Source organism: Kitasatospora sp. NPDC056531, from assembly GCF_042794375.1.
Taxonomy (GTDB): domain Bacteria; phylum Actinomycetota; class Actinomycetes; order Streptomycetales; family Streptomycetaceae; genus Kitasatospora.
Genome location: NZ_JBHTTU010000019.1, coordinates 46,289 through 63,156 on the forward strand (window position 1 = coordinate 46,289; position 16,868 = coordinate 63,156).

16 protein-coding genes and 1 tRNA gene are annotated in these 16,868 nt (G+C 72.5%); 11 read left to right on the plus strand and 6 right to left on the minus strand.

Going from position 1 to position 16,868, the window contains the following annotated elements:
- The first annotated feature begins 186 nt into the window (after nucleotides 1-186).
- Nucleotides 187-438: a hypothetical protein gene (locus ACFQ87_RS18665; RefSeq protein WP_380611862.1), complete on the plus strand. Its 252-nt coding sequence runs from the start codon at nucleotides 187-189 to the stop codon at nucleotides 436-438.
- A gap of 45 nt (nucleotides 439-483) precedes the next feature.
- Here ACFQ87_RS18665 and mscL read toward each other — a convergent pair whose 3' ends face one another.
- The 5 genes from mscL to ACFQ87_RS18690 all read right to left on the minus strand — a co-directional run bounded on the left by mscL (nucleotide 484) and on the right by ACFQ87_RS18690 (nucleotide 5,110).
- The gene (gene mscL / locus ACFQ87_RS18670) at nucleotides 484-900 is read right to left on the minus strand and encodes a large conductance mechanosensitive channel protein MscL (protein ID WP_380611863.1); all 417 of its coding nucleotides are present in this window, start codon (nucleotides 898-900) and stop codon (nucleotides 484-486) included.
- A gap of 30 nt (nucleotides 901-930) precedes the next feature.
- Nucleotides 931-1,203 (minus strand): hypothetical protein, encoded by a 273-nt coding sequence (locus ACFQ87_RS18675; protein WP_380611864.1) that lies wholly within the window; start codon nucleotides 1,201-1,203, stop codon nucleotides 931-933.
- A 309-nt stretch (nucleotides 1,204-1,512) separates the two neighbouring features.
- Nucleotides 1,513-1,830, minus strand: a complete 318-nt coding sequence (locus ACFQ87_RS18680) for an FmdB family zinc ribbon protein (protein WP_380611865.1) — start codon at nucleotides 1,828-1,830, stop codon at nucleotides 1,513-1,515.
- Nucleotides 1,831-1,956: 126 nt separating this feature from the next.
- Complete coding sequence (locus ACFQ87_RS18685) at nucleotides 1,957-3,252, minus strand: MFS transporter (RefSeq protein ID WP_380611919.1); 1,296 nt, start codon at nucleotides 3,250-3,252, stop codon at nucleotides 1,957-1,959.
- A 373-nt stretch (nucleotides 3,253-3,625) separates the two neighbouring features.
- Nucleotides 3,626-5,110, minus strand: a complete 1,485-nt coding sequence (locus tag ACFQ87_RS18690) for a potassium/proton antiporter (protein WP_380611866.1) — start codon at nucleotides 5,108-5,110, stop codon at nucleotides 3,626-3,628.
- A gap of 376 nt (nucleotides 5,111-5,486) precedes the next feature.
- On the opposite strand from ACFQ87_RS18690, the gene ACFQ87_RS18695 reads away from it, so the two are divergent.
- A complete protein-coding gene (locus ACFQ87_RS18695) occupies nucleotides 5,487-8,207 on the plus strand; it encodes a penicillin acylase family protein (RefSeq protein WP_380611867.1) in 2,721 nt (906 codons plus the stop codon).
- A gap of 78 nt (nucleotides 8,208-8,285) precedes the next feature.
- Here ACFQ87_RS18695 and ACFQ87_RS18700 read toward each other — a convergent pair whose 3' ends face one another.
- Nucleotides 8,286-8,861 carry a 5-formyltetrahydrofolate cyclo-ligase gene (locus ACFQ87_RS18700; RefSeq protein WP_380611868.1) on the minus strand — a complete coding sequence of 192 codons (576 nt, stop codon included), beginning with the start codon at nucleotides 8,859-8,861 and terminating at the stop codon, nucleotides 8,286-8,288.
- A 64-nt stretch (nucleotides 8,862-8,925) separates the two neighbouring features.
- Here ACFQ87_RS18700 and ACFQ87_RS18705 point away from each other — a divergent pair, with 64 nt between their 5' ends.
- From ACFQ87_RS18705 to ACFQ87_RS18745, 9 genes are all read left to right on the plus strand, one after another.
- On the plus strand, nucleotides 8,926-9,834 hold the full coding sequence (locus ACFQ87_RS18705) for a GGDEF domain-containing protein (RefSeq protein WP_380611869.1): 909 nt from the start codon (nucleotides 8,926-8,928) through the stop codon (nucleotides 9,832-9,834).
- A 51-nt stretch (nucleotides 9,835-9,885) separates the two neighbouring features.
- Entirely contained in the window at nucleotides 9,886-10,806 is a 921-nt protein-coding gene (galU, locus tag ACFQ87_RS18710; RefSeq protein ID WP_380611870.1) for a UTP--glucose-1-phosphate uridylyltransferase GalU, read from the plus strand.
- Nucleotides 10,807-10,832: 26 nt separating this feature from the next.
- Nucleotides 10,833-12,170, plus strand: a complete 1,338-nt coding sequence (glp, locus tag ACFQ87_RS18715; protein WP_380611871.1) for a gephyrin-like molybdotransferase Glp — start codon at nucleotides 10,833-10,835, stop codon at nucleotides 12,168-12,170.
- A gap of 234 nt (nucleotides 12,171-12,404) precedes the next feature.
- Nucleotides 12,405-12,845: a cyclic pyranopterin monophosphate synthase MoaC gene (gene moaC / locus ACFQ87_RS18720; protein ID WP_380611920.1), complete on the plus strand. Its 441-nt coding sequence runs from the start codon at nucleotides 12,405-12,407 to the stop codon at nucleotides 12,843-12,845.
- On the plus strand, nucleotides 12,842-13,360 hold the full coding sequence (locus tag ACFQ87_RS18725) for a molybdenum cofactor biosynthesis protein B (RefSeq protein WP_380611872.1): 519 nt from the start codon (nucleotides 12,842-12,844) through the stop codon (nucleotides 13,358-13,360). Before moaC ends, ACFQ87_RS18725 begins: the two co-directional genes overlap by 4 nt.
- A 14-nt stretch (nucleotides 13,361-13,374) precedes the next feature.
- Complete coding sequence (locus ACFQ87_RS18730; protein WP_380611873.1) at nucleotides 13,375-13,983, plus strand: GNAT family N-acetyltransferase; 609 nt, start codon at nucleotides 13,375-13,377, stop codon at nucleotides 13,981-13,983.
- A gap of 150 nt (nucleotides 13,984-14,133) precedes the next feature.
- Nucleotides 14,134-15,138 carry a hypothetical protein gene (locus ACFQ87_RS18735; protein WP_380611874.1) on the plus strand — a complete coding sequence of 335 codons (1,005 nt, stop codon included), beginning with the start codon at nucleotides 14,134-14,136 and terminating at the stop codon, nucleotides 15,136-15,138.
- Nucleotides 15,139-15,208: 70 nt separating this feature from the next.
- A tRNA-Ala gene (locus tag ACFQ87_RS18740) sits at nucleotides 15,209-15,282 on the plus strand.
- Between the two features lie 356 nt (nucleotides 15,283-15,638).
- Nucleotides 15,639-16,859 (plus strand): glycosyltransferase 87 family protein, encoded by a 1,221-nt coding sequence (locus tag ACFQ87_RS18745; RefSeq protein ID WP_380611875.1) that lies wholly within the window; start codon nucleotides 15,639-15,641, stop codon nucleotides 16,857-16,859.
- Nucleotides 16,860-16,868: the final 9 nt, after the last annotated feature.

The following is a 16,868-nucleotide window of genomic DNA, read 5'->3' on the forward strand; positions in this document are numbered from 1 at the left end:
AGGGGCCATCGGGGAATCCGCCAGAAAAAAGACCCCAGGGAGAACAGAGCCCTTGGGAGAGAAAAAACCGCCCCCTTCTCCCCCGGGCCCGTGGGGGGAACCCCCCCACACAGGGCCCCGCGGCGTGCCACGGGGCTCTTAGGCTGGAGGGACAGGACGGCCCGGGTGATCAGGGGAGTGGACAGAGTGAGCGAGCAGGAACAGAGCCGGCAGGGGCGGGTCCGGCAGGAGCAGGGCGAGCAGCCGTCGGCGGACCAGCAGCCGGCGACCCGGCGGGCGGCCGCGGCCAAGGCCCGGCTGGTCTTCCGGGACCCGTTGGACCAGCAGTCCCGGGACGACACCGACTCCGGCTGGGGCGAGCGCCCCGGGGCGGGGGAGAGCGGTGGGCGGGGGCTGGACTGGTACCTGAGTCAGCGTCCGCCGCACCACGGGGACTGAGGCCTGTCTGACAATTCCCGCCGGGCGCTCATTGTCGGACACGGCCTAGCGCGCCGTGACCAGCGCGTCGCGGATCTCGGTCAGCAGTTGGACCTCCGTGGCCTCGGCCTCCGCCGCCACCTCGACGGCGGACTTGCGCCTGGCCGCCATCCTGTTCATCGGCGCGATCAGAACGAAGTAGACGACGGCCGCAGTGATCAGGAACTGCAGGGCGGCGCTGAGCACCGACCCCCACATGATGAGGATTCCGGACGTGACCTCACCGGTGGCGCTCACCTCGCAAGGACCCTTGAGGCAGGAGCTGTAGGACGTCAGGTCCTTCGTCCCGAACACGCCGACGATCGGATTGATCACGCCCTTGACGAAGGCGTTGACGATGTTGGTGAAAGCCGCGCCGATGACCACGGCGACGGCGAGTTCGACGACATTTCCACGCAGCAGGAATTCCTTGAAGCCTTTCATGCCGCCTCGAACGACGAAGTCGTTCCGGGGTTACGGGTGATCCTCCGCAGGCCCGGATTGACAACCCGGACGGCCCACCGCACCCCCTGAGGGCGGCGGTAGCCCCGCCCGCGCGGGCCCGAGCGCCAGCGCCGCCGCCACCGCGAGCAGCACCAGCGCGGGCACCCCCGCCCGCCGCCGGACGGCCCGGCGCCAGCGGTGCCACCCGCCGCAGCCGCGCCGGATCGGGGGGAAGCTCGGTACCTCCCGCCGGGGCGGCACGGTGGGCGCGGGCAGCGGGACGGACAGGCTCGTGGTCGTCATCGACGTGACCTCCGGACTCGATCGATCGGTCTCTGGTGACCCACACGATGCGCGCCCCGGGTGCTACCGGAAAGCCCTGTCCCCAAACCTGTGGATAAACCCGCCCCTGTGGACAACTTCGTACACTCGCGCGAGTGAGACCGACCTCCGCAAGCTGACGAAACCCCGCGCCGGACGGCGAACAGGGCAAGCGGAAAGGCCCGCCGCCCCCGCGTGAGCGGGGCCGACGGGCCTTTCGCGAAGCTTCCGAGCACTCGCCGGATGCCGATCCGGCGCCGAGCGCCCAGCGCCGGGCGCCGGGCGCCGAGGTCAGCTCGCGGCCGGAGCCGGGCTGCTGGACGAACTCGACGAGCTGGACGAGGACGACGAGCTCGAGCCCGTCGAGGACGTCGCGGACGACGACGTCGAGGAGCCGGAGGACGAACCCGCGCCCACCGAGCTGCTGGAGGACGAGCGGCTGTCGGTCCGGTAGAAGCCCGAGCCCTTGAACACGACGCCCACGGCCGAGAAGACCTTGCGGAGCCGTCCCTGGCAGTCGGGGCACGTGGTCAGCGCCTCGTCGGTGAACTTCTGCACCGCCTCCAGGCCGTTGCCGCACTCGGTGCACTGGTACTGGTACGTGGGCACTTGTCTTCCTCCTGGCACTCTCGCCTGATGAGTGCTAACGATGGTCAATGATGCGGTATTCCGTTGGATCAGTCCAGCGAATCCGGTGTGAGATGAGCCGGTACCGGGCCGCGTCCGACCGCCCGGTCAGCCCTTGACCGCACCGACCAGCTGCGCCGCACCGCCGCGCTCGGCGGATCCCGCCACCACGCGGCCCGCCCCGCTCGGCGCGACCAGCAGGTGCCGCAGCGACACCAGTGCGGCCAGCCCCAGCCCGGTACCGGCGAGCGGCACCAGGAACCCGGTGGACGGCCCGTGGCTGTCGATCAGTCGCCCGGCCACCATCGAGCCGACCGCCAGGCCCAGGCCGATGGCGCCGGTCAGCCAGGTGAACGCCTCGGTCTTGGCCCCGTCCTCGACCAGCGTCTCGACCAGGGTGTAGCCGCTGATCAGGGTCGGCGCGATGGCCAGGCCGCAGACCAGCCCGGCGATCGAGAGCGTGACCAGGTTGGGCATCGCCCACAGCGTCGAGCAGCCCACCACCAGCAGTGCGTAGCTGATGATCATCCGGTGCTGGACGGCCCGGCGCCAGGCGATGACGCCGTAGAGCACGCCCGCCACCATCGAGCCGCCGGCGAAGATCCCGTACACCGTGCCGGCGGCACCGTGCTGGCCGACCGAGTCGGCGAAGGCGTTCACCGAGACCTGCATGCCGCCGAACACGGCCCCCACCCCGAGGATCACGCCGGCCAGCAGTCGGACGCCGGGCGAGGCCAGCGCGGAGGCGCGCCGCGCGCCGGGCTGCGGCGTGATCCGAGCCGGGGCGGTGCGGCGCTGGGCGGCGAAGGCCAGGCCGCCGACGAAGGTCAGCGCGGCCTCCGTGATCAGGGCGGTGGCGGGGCTGACCGAGGTGGCGATCTTGGCGGCCAGGATCGGACCGACCACGAAGGTGAACTCGTCCGTCACGGACTCGAAGGCGAACGCGGTGCTCACCTTGGCCGCGGAGGAGGCGGAGGCGCCGTCGGCGCCGATCGTGGCCACCCAGCGGGCCCGGACCATCGCGCCGATCTGCGGAACGCTCGCGCCGGCCGGCACGGCGGCCAGGAACAGGCTCCAGGCGGGCGCGTGGCCGAGCGCGAGGGCGATCAGCAGAGCGACCGAGGCCGCGTGCACCACGACGGTCGGGACGAGGACGGCGGCCTGGCCGTACCGGTCGGCGAGCCGCCCGGTCTGCGGGCCGATCAGGGCCTGGGCGACGGCGGCGATCGCCGTGACGGTGCCGGCGGTGCCGTACGAGCCGTGGGTGTCCTTGACGAGCAGCAGGATGCCCATGCTGAGCATCGCGTAGGGCAGTCGCGCGATGAGGGCGGGGACCAGGAACGTCCACGCGCCGGGCGTGCGCAGCAGTGCGCCGTACCCGACCTTGGCGGGCGCCGCCGCGATGGGGTCGGCGGGGTGCGCGGTGGTGTCCGCGGTGGTCTCCGCGGCGATGTCGACCGTTCGGCGGGCCGTCACGGTCGGTCCTTCCTGCTGCCTGGTAGCGCGGCAGGGCATGGGGTGGCCCCGACGGCGCCGAGAGTCGTCCTCTCGCGCGTCGACCGGGGTAGATACCGGGTCGGCCGGGCCTGGTGGGCCGGGGCCTAACCGCGGCCGCCGAGCGGTCGCGCCAACTCTGCGTCAGGCAGATGCTGGGGGTGGTCTAGCGGTAGTTATACGGCGTAGTCGAACCAGCATACAGTTACGCGCGTAGATTCCGCCAGGCCACCCGATCCCGCCAGGCCACCCGATCCTGCCAGGTCACCCCCGGCGGCGGGGCTCAGCGCCCGTTCAGCCAGTCCGCCAGCTTTCCGCCCTTGTCCACGGCCCGCAGCCGCCGCTCCGCGGCCTCGCCGACCTCGTCCGTGGTGACCACCAGCAGCTCGTCCCCGCCGCGCAGCACCGTCGCCTTGTCCGGCACGAAGGAGCTGCCCTCGCGCACGACCAGGGTGACCGCTGCCCCCTTGGGCAGCCGCAGCTCACCGACCTCCACACCGGACATCCGCGAGGTCGGCGAGAGCGTGACCGACAGCAGGTGCCCGTGCAGCTTCTCCAGCGGCGCGGACTCGATGTCGAGGTCCTGGCCCATCGCGCCCTCGCCGATCCGCAGCCGCTTGGCCATCCAGGGCAGCGTCGGCCCCTGGAGCAGGGTGAAGACGACGACCAGGATGAAGACGATGTTGAACACGTCCGCGGCCTGGTGCGCGCCGGAGACCACCGGGATGGTGGCCAGCACGATGGGCACCGCCCCGCGCAGTCCGGCCCAGCTCAGCAGCGCCTGCTCGCGGCCGGGCACCTTGAACGGGGTCAGCGTGAGCACCACGGAGAGCGGCCGGGCCAGGAAGACCAGCACCCCGCCGATCACCAGTGCCGGCACCACCGCGTCGCCCATGCTCTCGGGCGCGGCGAGCAGTCCGAGCAGCACGAACATGCCGATCTGCCCGATCCATGCCAGCCCGTCGGCGAACCCGCGCACGGCCGGTCCGTGCGGCAGCTTGGAGTTCCCGAGGATCACCGCGCTGATGTAGACGGCGAGGAAGCCGGAGCCGTGCAGCAGCGCACCGCCGGCGTAGGCGAGCACGGTCAGCGCCACCACGGCGATCGGGTACAGGCCCGAGGAGGGCAGCGCGACGTGCTTGACCGCGAACGCGCCCAGCTTGCCGACGGCCAGGCCGACCGCCGCGCCGATCGCCAGCTCGGCGACGATCGTGCCGAGCAGGACGTACCAGGAGTCCGGCTCGCCGACGGAGGCGAAGGCGACGACCAGGATGACCACGGGCGCGTCGTTGAAGCCGGACTCGGCCTCCAGCAGGCCGGTGAGCCGGTGCGGAAGCGGGACCGTCCGCAGCACCGAGAAGACGGCGGCGGCGTCGGTGGAGGAGACGATCGCGCCGAGCAGCAGCGAGGTCCGCCAGTCCAGGCCGACCAGCCAGTGCGCGCCAGCCGCGGTGACGAAGACGCTGATCCCGACGCCGACGGTGGCCAGCACGGTGGCCGCCGGCATCGCCGGCTTGACCTCGCGCCAGCTGGTCTTGAGGCCGCCCTCGGCCAGGATCATCACGAGCGCCGCGTAGCCGAGCACCTGGGTCAGCTCGGCATCGTTGAAGGTGACGCCGATTCCGTTCTGGCCCAGTGCGACGCCGATCCCGAGGTAGATCAGCAGACTGGGCAGCCCTGATCGGGTCGAGAACCGCACGGCGACCACCGCGACAAGGAGGACTACGGAGGCTTCGAGCAGGAGCTGGTTCAGGTGGGCGACGTTCACGCAGTGGCACCTCGGGCAGGCATGGGCGGGCGGGGTGTCAGGTGGTGCTGGGTCGTGCTGGGGGGGGTCGGAGCCGCTGGGTGGCTCCGAGCATGAGCGGGCGCCGTGGGCGGCGCGCGCGGAGACCCGTTAAGAAAGCGTCAATGCTCCTCTTGCGGATCGTTACTCAGTCTAACATTTTGCCATATCTTTAGTTTGACTGCCTCCGTCGCTGCCCACCCGGCCCGTTCCAGGCCGCTCCTTGACCTCCCGAGATCCCGCCCGGAGCGTCCCCCGTGCACGCCGGTCCGCGGACTCGGCCTAATGTGGTGCCCTGTCACGGCCCCAGGCCCTGGACACGCCCGCCCGCCCCGAAGTCAGGACCGCAAGGACCCAGATGCCCCGCTCGAAGAAGTTCCGGCGCGCCCGTCTGATCGTGATCGTGCTGGTCGTGCTGCTGGTGGCCGGTGTCGGCTACGGCGGCTACCGCGGGGTCACCGCGGTCCGCGCGTCCTTCCCGGAGGTGGACGGCAGCGTCAAGGTGGCGGGCCTGAGCGCGCCGGTCGACGTCAAGCGCGACGCCAACGGCATCCCGCAGCTGTACGCGGACACCCCCGAGGACCTGTTCCGCGCCCAGGGCTACGTCCAGGCGCAGGACCGCTTCTGGGAGATGGACGTCCGCCGCCACATCACGGCCGGCCGGCTGTCCGAGATGTTCGGCGACAGCCAGGTCGACACCGACACCTTCATCCGCACCATGGGTTGGCGGCAGGTGGCGCAGAAGGAGTTCGACACCAAGCTGTCGCCCGAGACCAAGAAGTACCTGCAGGCCTACGCGGACGGCGTGAACGCCTGGCTGGGCGAGCACCCCGGCGGCGAGAAGGCCTCGCTGGAGTACGCCCTGCTCGGCGCCGTCAACAGCGGCTACAAGCCCGAGCAGTGGACCCCGGTCGACTCGGTGGCCTGGCTCAAGGCAATGGCCTGGAACCTCTCCGGGAACCTCCAGGAGGAGATCGACCGCTCGCTGCTGGCACAGGACTTCGGACCGGACAAGATCGCCGAGCTGTACCCGGAGTACCCGTACTCCCGCAACGGCACCATCGTGAAGACCGGCACCGTGAGCGGCGACACCTACAAGCCCGCCGACGGCTCCGCGCAGTCCGGCGCGGCCCCCGGCGCCGCCACCGCCCAGGGCGCGGCCACCACCAAGGCGCTGATGCAGGGCCTCACCGACCGGATCGACGCGATGCCGCAGCTGCTCGGCCGCCCCGGCCAGGGCATCGGTTCCAACTCCTGGGTGGTCGCCGGCTCGCACACCACCACCGGCAAGCCGCTGCTGGCCAACGACCCGCACCTCGGCCCCGGCCTGCCCTCGGTCTGGTACCAGATGGGCCTGCACTGCCGGACGGCCTCGCCGGCCTGCCAGTTCGACGTCTCCGGCTTCACCTTCGCCGGCATGCCCGGCGTGGTGATCGGCCACAACAAGGACATCGCCTGGGGCTTCACCAACCTCGGCGCCGACGTCACCGACCTCTACCTGGAGAAGGTCACCGGCCCGGACACCTACCAGGTGGACGGCAAGGACGTGAAGTTCGACCTCCGCAAGGAGACCATCAAGGTCGCCGGCGGCGAGGACCGCACCATCACCGTCCGCACCACCCAGACCGGCGCCCCGCTCATCTCCGACCAGAGCACCGAACAGCAGAACGTCGGCAAGTACGCCCCCAACGGCACCTCCGCCCCCGACCGCGGCACCGGCGGCTACGGCGTCGCCCTGCAGTGGACGGCGCTCAGCCCCGGCAAGACCTTGGACGCCGTCTTCGAGCTGGACAAGGCGAAGAACTGGGACGACTTCCGCAACGCCGCCAAGGACTTCGCCGTCCCCGCGCAGAACCTGATCTACGCCGACGCCAAGAACATCGGCTACCAGGCCCCGGGCGTCATCCCGGTCCGCGGCAAGGGCGACGGCTCCATGCCCGCCCCCGGCTGGGACGCCTCCTACCAGTGGAAGCCGGACCCGGTCCCCTTCACCGCGCTGCCCTGGAGCCTCAACCCGTCCGTGGGCTACATCGTCACCGCCAACCAGGCCGTGGTGGACCAGAGCTACAAGTACAACCTGACCAAGGACTGGGAGTACGGCACCCGGGCCAAGGAGATCACCGACCAGATCGAGGGCCTGCTCAAGAACAACGGCAAGATCTCACCGGACGACATGCAGAACCTGCAGCTGGACAACACCAGCATCATGGCCAAGACGCTGGTCCCGCTGCTGCTCAAGCAGCAGATCGACGACCCGTACGTGCGCGAGGCCCAGGACCTGCTGAAGGACTGGAACTTCCACCAGGACGCCGACTCGGCGGCCGCCGCCTACTACAACGGCGTCTGGCGCAACCTGCTCAGCCTCGCCTTCGGCCAGAAGTTCCCGGCCGACATCCGGGCCAAGGACAACTGCCTGCTGGTGCGCCAGCAGGACGATCCGACGAAGCCGGACAGCTCCAGCAAGATCGTCACCCAGTGCGGCACCCGCGACCCGGGCAAGGCCCAGCCGGACGGCGGCGACCGCTGGACCGAGGTGGTCCGCGCCCAGCTGGACAAGCCCGACAGCTCGTGGTGGACGTACATCGACTCCCAGCACAAGGAGCAGAAGGGCCTGGACAACCTGCTCAAGGAGGCGATGAAGAACGCCCGGCAGGACCTGACCTCGCTGCTCGGCAAGGACATCTCCACCTGGAGCTGGGGCCGCCTGCACAAGCTGGAGCTGCGCGAGCAGACCATGGGCACCGACAACTCCTCGATCGCCTCCGGCGTCGTCCACAAGCTGCTCAACCGCGGCCCCTACCGCCTCTCCGGCGGCTCGGCGGCGGTCGACGCGGCGGGCTGGAACGCGGCGGCCGGCTACCAGGTGGACTGGATCCCGTCGATGCGCATGGTGGTCGACCTGAACGACCTGGACTCCTCGCGCTGGATCAACGTCGGCGGCGAATCCGGCCACGCCTTCCACGCGAACTACAACGACCAGACCGACCTGTGGCTCAAGGGCAAGCTGCTGACCTGGGCCTTCACCCCGGACGCGGTGGAGAAGGCGACCAAGCACAAGCTGGTGCTCACCACCGGCTGACACCGGTACGACGCGCGGGAGGCCCCGCTCCCTTCCGGAGGGAGCGGGGCCTCCCGCGTCCCGGGGACCGCCCGCGGCTCACCCGAAGGTCCGCACCCCCGACGGCGTGACCGCCAGGTCCACCGGCCGGTCGTGCGACTCGGCCGGCACCCGCTCCAGCAGCTCGTGCTCGTACAGCAGCACCGCCAGCACCGGCCGCGCCCCGGCCCGCTCCAGCCGGGCCAGCACCCGGTCGTAGCTACCGCCGCCCCGGCCCAGCCGCAGCCCGTCGCGGTCCACCGCCAGGCCCGGCAGCAGCACCAGCGAGGCCCCCGTGACGGCCTCCGGCCCGAGCCGCGGCCCGACCGGCTCCAGCAGCCCGCGCCCGGCCGGGGCGAGCGCCCCGGGCCCCGCGTACTCGGCCCAGTCCAGGTCGTTGTCGGCAAGGAGCACCGGCAGCAGGACCCGCACGCCTTCCTCGCGCAGCGCGTCCAGCAGCGGCCTGGTCCCGGGCTCCGCGCCCACCGAGACGTACGCGGCCACCGTGGCGCCCGCCGCGGCCAGCTCCCAGGCGTGTCCGGCCAGCGCGAGCGCCGTCTCCGCGCGCGCCTCGGCCGAAAGTGCGCGGCGCCGCGTCAACAGCCGTGTCCTCAGGTCGCTCTTCTCGTTGTGCACCGGATCCTCCGCGTCCGCCAGACCATCGACGCGCAGAGCCTGACACGCGAAAGGGCGCCCCCGATTGTCCACCCCGCTGCTCGTCCAGGCCCTGGCCGCGCTGAGCGCCCCCGCGCTGGCCGGTGCCACCGTGCTCGGGCTGCGCACGCGCCGGGAGCGGGCCGAGGCCGCCGGGGAGCGGGAACGGCTGCGGGCGCGGGTCGCCGAACTGGAGGAGCGCTGCGCAGAGCTGCAGCGCACCGCCTCCTGCGACCCGCTCACCGGCGTGTGGAACTACCGCCACCTGCAGCTCACCCTGGACCGGGAGATCGAACGGGCCCGCCGCGCCGAGCACACCGACCAGGCCGACGGCCCGCGCCCGCTGGCCGTGCTGCTGCTGGAGATCACCGGGTTCGACGCGGTCATCGCCGAGCACGGCCGCGCCCGCGGCAACGCGATACTGCGCGACCTCGCCCAGCGGCTCGCGATGGAGATCCGCCGCGCCGACACCCTCGGCCGCTACAGCGGCCAGGAGTTCCTGGTGGTGCTGCCGGACACCGGCGCCGAGGGCGCCGCGCAGGTCGCCGAGCGCCTGGTCTGGTCGGTCCGCCGCCATCTGCTGCTCGACTGGTCCTCCGGCACCCGCGCGCCCCGGCCGGCCCACGGCAACGGCCTCACCGCCGCCGCCGGCGTCGCCGTGCTGCCCGAGGACGGCACCCACGCAGCCGTCCTGCTGCGGGCTGCCGACGCGGCGCTGGCCGAGGCCCGGGCGGCCGGCGGCGACTGCTGGCGGGCCGTCCCGCGGCCCGCGCAGCGTCCCACCGGGCGCCGTGAGCAGGCCGCTTCCGTTACGGAAGGGGCGGCGACTGCCGAGGGTGACCGTTCGGGAAAGGCGGGTAGTCTGTCCGCCTGTACCGGAGGGGACCCCCTCTCCCAGCCGGTCGCTTCCCATACGCCTGCCACCGTGGCCGTGCCCCGCGACGCGCTGTCCTAGCCGTCCGACGGCGCTCGGCCGGGCGAAAACGTGCCTGAGTAAGGTAAACGCATGACGACGACCACCTCCCGCATTCCGGTAACCAAGGCCGTGGTACCCGCAGCCGGACTGGGCACCCGCTTCCTCCCGGCGACCAAGGCCACCCCGAAGGAGATGCTGCCCGTCGTCGACAAGCCGGCGATCCAGTACGTCGTGGAGGAGGCCTCCGCGGCCGGCCTGTCCGACATACTGATGGTCACCGGCCGCAACAAGCGCGCGCTGGAGGACCACTTCGACCGCGCCTACGAGCTGGAGGAGCTCCTCGTCCGCAAGGGCGACGAGGACCGCCTGCGCCGGGTCCGTGAGTCCGTCGAGCTGGCCAACATGCACTACGTCCGCCAGGGCGACCCCAAGGGCCTCGGCCACGCCGTCTCGGTCGCCGAGCAGCACGTCGCCGGCCAGCCCTTCGCCGTCCTGCTCGGCGACGACCTGATCGACCCGCGCGACCCGCTGCTCGCCCGCATGATCGAGGTCCAGCAGGAGCTCGGTGGCTCGGTCGTCGCCCTCATGGAGGTCGACCCCTCCCAGATCCACCTGTACGGCTGCGCCGCCGTCAAGGCCAACGGCTTCGGCGAGGACGTCTTCCAGGTGACCGACCTGATCGAGAAGCCCGAGCCCGGCGAGGCCCCGTCCAACTACGCCGTCATCGGCCGCTACGTCCTCGACCCGCTGGTCTTCGACGTGCTGCGCGAGACCCCGCCCGGCCGCGGCGGCGAGATCCAGCTCACCGACGCCCTGCGCGAGCTGACCACCCGCGACGCCGCGGACGGCGGCCAGGTGCACGGCGTGCTCTTCAAGGGCCGCCGCTACGACACCGGCGACCGCGCCGACTACCTGCGCGCTATCGTCCGTCTGGCCGCCGAGCGCGAGGACCTGGGCCCGGAGTTCCGCTCCTGGCTCCGGGAGTTCGTCGGCTCCGAGCTGCAGGACTGACCCCACGACTAGAGAGCGAGCCGCCGATGACCGGGTCCACGGAGCACAGCACCACCCCCGCAGCCTGCTGCGACGGGTCCGCGGACCGGGCACCGGCGGCTCCTCGCTTCTGGACGGTGGACGAGCACCTCGCCGACGTGCTCGCCGCGGTCGGCCCGCTGCCCGCGATCGAGCTCCAGCTGCTCGACGCCCAGGGCTGCCGGCTCGACGAGGACGTGGTCGCCGACGGTGACCTGCCGCCCTTCGACAACAGCTCGATGGACGGCTACGCGGTCCGCACCGCCGACACCGAGGGCGCCACCGACACCTACCCGTCGGTGCTCCAGGTGGTCGGCGACATCGCCGCCGGCACGGGCGAACTGCCCAAGGTCGGCCCCGGCCAGGCCGCCCGGATCATGACCGGCGCCCCCGTGCCGCCCGGCGCCCAGGCCGTCGCCCCGGTCGAGTGGACCGACGGCGGCACCGGCACCGGGGTCGCCGCCGCCGCGATGACCGCGGCGGTCGCCGACGAGGAGGTCCGGGTGCTGCGCCCGGTCGCCGAGGGCGCGCACATCCGCCGCCGCGGCAGCGACGTCGCGGCCGGCGCCACCGTCCTGGAGGCCGGCACCCGGCTCGGCCCCACCCAGCTCGGCCTGCTCGCCGCGATCGGCCGGGCCACCGTGAAGGTCCGCCCGCGCCCCCGGGTGGTGGTGCTCTCCACCGGCAGCGAGCTCGTCCAGCCCGGCGAGCCGGTCGGGCCCGGGCAGATCGCCGACTCCAACAGCTTCACCCTCACCGCGGCCGCCCAGGAGGCCGGCGCCATCGCCTACCGGGTCGGCGCCGTCCCGGACGAGGCCGACCGGCTGCGCGTCGTCCTGGAGGACCAGCTCGGCCGGGCCGACCTGATCGTCACCAGCGGCGGGGTCAGCGTCGGCGCGTACGACGTGGTCAAGGAGGTCTTCGAGTCCTACGGCGGGGTCGACTTCCGGAAGCTGCGGATGCAGCCCGGCAAGCCGCAGGGCTTCGGCCGGATCGGCGGCGCGGCCGGGGTGCCGCTGCTCGCCCTGCCCGGCAACCCGGTGAGCGCCTACATCTCCTTCGAGCTCTTCGTCCGCCCGGTCATCCGCACCATGCTCGGCGCCGTCGACATCCACCGACCGGTGGTGCGCGCGCTCTGCCCGTCCGCGCTGCGCTCCCCGGCCGGCCGCCGGCAGTTCCTGCGCGGCCGCCACTCGGCGGCGGACGGCACCGTCGAGCCGGTGGGCGGCGCCGACTCGCACCTGGTCGGCGCGCTGGCCCGGGCGAACTGCCTGATCACCGTCCCCGAGGACGTCACCGAACTGCCGGCCGGCAGCGAGGTCGACGTGGTGTTGCTGGACTCCTGAGGCCGCCCCGAGCCGAAGGGGCGCGCCGGTGCCGAAAGGGGGAAGCGACCAGCGAGGCACGAGCGCCGGAGCGCCGACCGTCGGCGCCGGGTCAAGAGCGCCCGGAGGCGAGCGGGCGGGCGACAGAGCGGTACGGTAGCGCGGTATTCGACCTGCGCGCCCCTGGAGTTACCCGTGACGACACCGAGCCCCGGCGACCGCCTCACCCATGTCGACGAGCAGGGCGCGGCCCGGATGGTCGACGTCTCCGAGAAGGCCGCCACCGCGCGCACCGCCGTGGCGGCCGGGCGGGTCAGGGTCTCCCCGAAGGTGGTCGAGCTGTTGCGCGGCGAGGGCGTGCCCAAGGGCGACGCCCTCGCGGTGGCCCGGATCGCCGGGATCATGGGCGCCAAGAAGACCCCCGACCTGATCCCGCTCTGCCACCCGATCGCGGTCTCCGGGGTCAAGGTCGACCTCGCCGTCGCGGACGACGCGGTCGAGATCACCGCCACCGTGAAGACCGCCGACCGCACCGGCGTCGAGATGGAGGCGCTGACCTCGGTGACGGTGGCCGCGCTGACCGTGATCGACATGGTCAAGGCGGTGGACAAGGGCGCCAGCATCGAGTCCGTCCGGGTGCTCAGCAAGACCGGCGGCAAGAGCGGCGACTGGTTCGCGCCGGAGGTGTCGGCATGAGCGGGTCGGCCGGGAGGGCTTTGGCCGTCACCGTCTCCAACCGCGCCTCGGCCGGGGTCTACGAGGACAAGGGCGGCCCGCTGCTGGTGGCCGGCCTGACCGCGATGGGCTTCACCGTGGACGGCCCCCGGGTCGTCCCGGACGGCGAGCCGGTGGAGACCGTCCTGCGCGAGGCCGTCGCCGCCGGCTACGACGTGGTGCTGACCACCGGCGGCACCGGCATCTCGCCGATGGACCTCACCCCCGAGATGACCGCCCGGGTGATCGACCGGCAGATCCCCGGGATCGCCGAGGCCGTCCGCGCGTACGGCCGCGACAAGGTGCCGACCGCGGCACTCTCCCGCGGCCTCGCCGGGCTCGCCGGACGTACCCTGATCGTCAACCTGCCGGGCTCGACCGGCGGCGTCAAGGACGGCCTGGCCGTCCTGGAGCCGCTGCTCGCGCACGCAGTCGACCAGCTCGGCGGCGGGGACCACCCCCGGCCCGAGGCCCCGGCTTCCGGGAGAGCGCACTGAACGCCGGCTGGCCGGTGGAGCTCCACGAGGGGGAGGTCACGCTGCGTCCGATCCGGGCGCGTGACCAGCGCGAGTGGCAGGAGGTGAGCCGCCGCAACCGCGACTGGCTGCGGCGCTGGGAGGCCACCGTGCCGCCCGGCCCGGCGGGCCAGGTGGCGGGCCCCCGCCCGACGTACCGGCAGATGGTCCGCTTCCTGCGGCACGAGGCCTCGGCCGGCCGGATGCTGCCCTTCGTGGTGCTCTACAAGGGCCAGCTGGTCGGGCAGTTGACCGTCGGCGGGATCACCTGGGGCTCGATGTGCTCGGCCAATGTCGGGTACTGGATCGACGAGGCGGTGGCCGGTCGGGGCATCATGCCGACCGCCGTGGCGCTTTCGGTGAACTACTGCTTCCGCACGCTCGGACTGCACCGGATGGAGGTCTGCATCCGCCCGGAGAACAGCCCGAGCCGACGGGTGGTGGAAAAACTCGGCTTCCGCTCGGAGGGAATCCGCCCGCGCTATCTCCACATCGACGGCGACTGGCGGGACCACATGGTCTACGCCCTGACCGCCGACGAGGTCCCGGAAGGGATGCTGGAGCGGTGGCGGGCGATCAGTTCCGGGCATGAGGCAGGTAATTGAATATATGTTCGAAAGAAATATCGATATGGCATCGGCACGGCGGCGGACCGCCACAAATACCGGCAAAATAGTCGGAGAATCAGCTTGATCACACGACACGCCGCGTCAAATTGCTGCCAGGCCTTCCCCGGCGCCCGTACGGTGTGAATCGTGAGCAGTAGCGGCCTTATCTACGCCGTCATCGTAGGGGCCTGGGCCGCCTATCTGGTGCCGATGTGGCTCCGCAGGCAGGACGAACTCAACGAGGCGCGCCCGACGGAACGCTTCAGCACCGCCATCCGCCTGCTGGCCGGGCGTTCGGCGCTGGAGCGGCGGGCAGCCCGGGCCCTGGGCGACGAACCGCGTGACGACGAGCAAAGCAACGACGGCCCTCCCGAACGGGACGAGGCCGCCTCCGACGACCCCGCCGGGCGGGAGTCCGAGCCCCCGTCCGAACCCTGTGTCGAGCACCCGGTCGAGCGTCCGGGGCCGGCGGGGGCCGAGCGGCGGGCGCGGCTGCTGGCCCGCCGTCGCCGTATGGTCACCGCCCTCTTCCTCGCCTTCGCGCTCGGCGCCGTGGTCGCGGCGGTGGCCGGACTGGCCTTCCTCTGGGTCCCGGCGATCCCGGCGGCCCTCCTCACCCTCTACATCGGCCACCTGCGCAAGCTGGAGCGCCAGCGGTACGAGGTGAAGCTGGACCGCGCCCGGGCCGCCCAGGCGGCCGAGCGGCTGCGCCGGCGCGAGCAGCAGCGGGCCGAGGCCCCGGCGACCGAGCAGGCCATCGTCGAGGCCCCCGTCGACGCGGAGCCGGCCCCGGCCGCGCCCGCCGAGCACCGGCCCGGCCGCCGTCCGCACCTGCGGCTGGCCGCCGACCCCGAGGAGGCCACCGTCTCGGTGTCCGCCTCTGCGGTGGCCGAGGCGACCGAGCACGAGGAGTGGGTCGACGGCATGCGCGAGCGCGGGGCGGCCGGCCCGGACTCCTGGGAGCCGGTGCCCGTCCCGCTGCCGACCTACGTCACCGCGCCGGTCGCCCCCCGGGTCTCCCGCGGCCTCGACCTGTCGGCCCCCGGCACCTGGACCGCCGGGCGCCCGACCGAGTCCCGCAGCACCCCGCTGTTCGACCAGTACGCCGAGGCCCCCGCTCCGGAGGTCCGCCCGCGCGCCGCCAACGAATGACCGTGGCCACCCTCCGACCAGGGGGGTGGTCACAGACCCCCTCCGAAAGGTGCTAGAGTTTCTTCTCGTTGGGGCTGTGGCGCAGTCCGGTAGCGCACCTCGTTCGCATCGAGGGGGTCAGGGGTTCGAATCCCCTCAGCTCCACCCAACGGATCGACTCCGGTCGGTCCAGCAAATCCCGCCGGGAGTCAACTCCCGGCGGGATTTCGCGTTTTGTGGCTCCGGAGCCGACCGGGGCGCCCGCTGTGGTGGAGGTCACAACCCTCTCGCAGGGCGGATTCTGACGCCGTTTGGGTCTCAGAAGGGTCGGTTATGGTGGGTGGGCCCAGACGCTGACGAGGGAACGATCTGGTCTATCTCAACGGGGTGCCATCGCGGTGCGCGAGTTCGGTCTGAAACGGTGGACGCGACAAGCGGAGCCGGAGGGGCCCGAAGGCGGCCCGGCAACCGGAAGACCGAATTCCTGGACCATCGCGGCGGCCTGCGCGGCGGCGGTGTCGTTGACGGCCTTCGTCCTGGCGCGGCACCTGCACGGGGCGACCATGGTCGACATGCTGGTCTACCGGGCCGAGGGCCAGGCCGTGGTGAACGGCCAGGACCTCTACGCGATGCGGCTGCCCGGCTGGGACCTCCCGGCCACCTACCCGCCGTTCGCCGCGATGCTGTTCGTCCCTAGCACCTGGTTCGACGTGAGCACCCTGCGCGTCCTGGTGATGCTCCTCAACTACGCGCTGCTCGCCGCGGCCGTCCACCTCTCCCTCCGGCTGGCCGGCTGGCCCGAGCGCACCCGCCACGCCGCCGTGATCCTCGCGACCGGCCTCGGCGTCTGGCTGGAGCCGGTGTACACCACCTTCCAGTACGGCCAGGTCAACCTCGGCATCCTCTGCCTGGTGCTGTGGGACCTGACCCGCCCGGACCACAGCCGGTTCAAGGGCGTGGGCATCGGCCTGGCCACCGCCATCAAGATCACCCCGGGCCTGTTCGCCGTCTACCTGTTCCTGACCGGCCGGGTCCGGGCCGGCCTGGTCTCGATCGCCACCTTCCTGGGCGCCGGCCTGATCGGCTGGCTCGCGCTGCCGAACGCCTCGTACGGGTTCTGGAGCACCTACCTCTGGGACCCGAGCCGGGTCGGCGTCACGGTGCTCGTGGACAACCAGTCGCTGCGCGGGGCCGTCTGCCGGCTCCTCGACGTCAACGACCCCGGCCTGGTCGGGCTGATCGCCTCCGCGCTGGTCGGCGCGCTCGGGCTCGGGGTGGCGGTGCTCGCCGGGCGCTCCGCCCGGGTGCTGCGCCGGGCCGACGCCTGGGGCGCCGTCTGCGCCGCCTTCACGGCGCTGCTGGTCTCGCCGATCAGCTGGACCCACCACTGGGTCTGGTGCGTGCCGCTGATCGCCCTGCTGGTGGTGGAGGCGAGGACCAGGGCGCGGCAGGCGCTGCTCGCCGTGACGCTGGTGGTGTTCCTCTCCCACGTGATGTGGACGGTGCCGCACCGTTGGGGCCGCGGCGTCGCCTGGTACTGGCAGCTGCCCGGCTCGATCTACCCGCCGCTCGGCATCGCCGTGCTGGCCGTCGTCGGCCTGCGGCTGTACCGCGCCCGGCGCCAGGCCGTCGACGCCTCGGCCGGCGCCTGGGCGCTGCTGGGCACCAAGCTCGACCATGAGCCCGGCCACGACCCTGAGCACGACCCCGACCGTGACCCCGCCCTGACCAACCGGACCTGACGGATCAGA

Excerpts from the sequence above, each read along its gene's own strand:
- galU (WP_380611870.1), top strand. The coding sequence starts at position 9,886 with ATGACGACGACCACCTCCCGCATTCCGGTAACCAAGGCCGTGGTACCC.
- ACFQ87_RS18725 (WP_380611872.1), top strand. The coding sequence starts at position 12,842 with ATGAGCGGGTCGGCCGGGAGGGCTTTGGCCGTCACCGTCTCCAACCGC.
- moaC (WP_380611920.1), top strand. The coding sequence starts at position 12,405 with ATGGTCGACGTCTCCGAGAAGGCCGCCACCGCGCGCACCGCCGTGGCG.
- ACFQ87_RS18675 (WP_380611864.1), bottom strand. The coding sequence starts at position 1,203 with ATGACGACCACGAGCCTGTCCGTCCCGCTGCCCGCGCCCACCGTGCCG.
- mscL (WP_380611863.1), bottom strand. The coding sequence starts at position 900 with ATGAAAGGCTTCAAGGAATTCCTGCTGCGTGGAAATGTCGTCGAACTC.
- glp (WP_380611871.1), top strand. The coding sequence starts at position 10,833 with ATGACCGGGTCCACGGAGCACAGCACCACCCCCGCAGCCTGCTGCGAC.
- ACFQ87_RS18695 (WP_380611867.1), top strand. The coding sequence starts at position 5,487 with ATGCCCCGCTCGAAGAAGTTCCGGCGCGCCCGTCTGATCGTGATCGTG.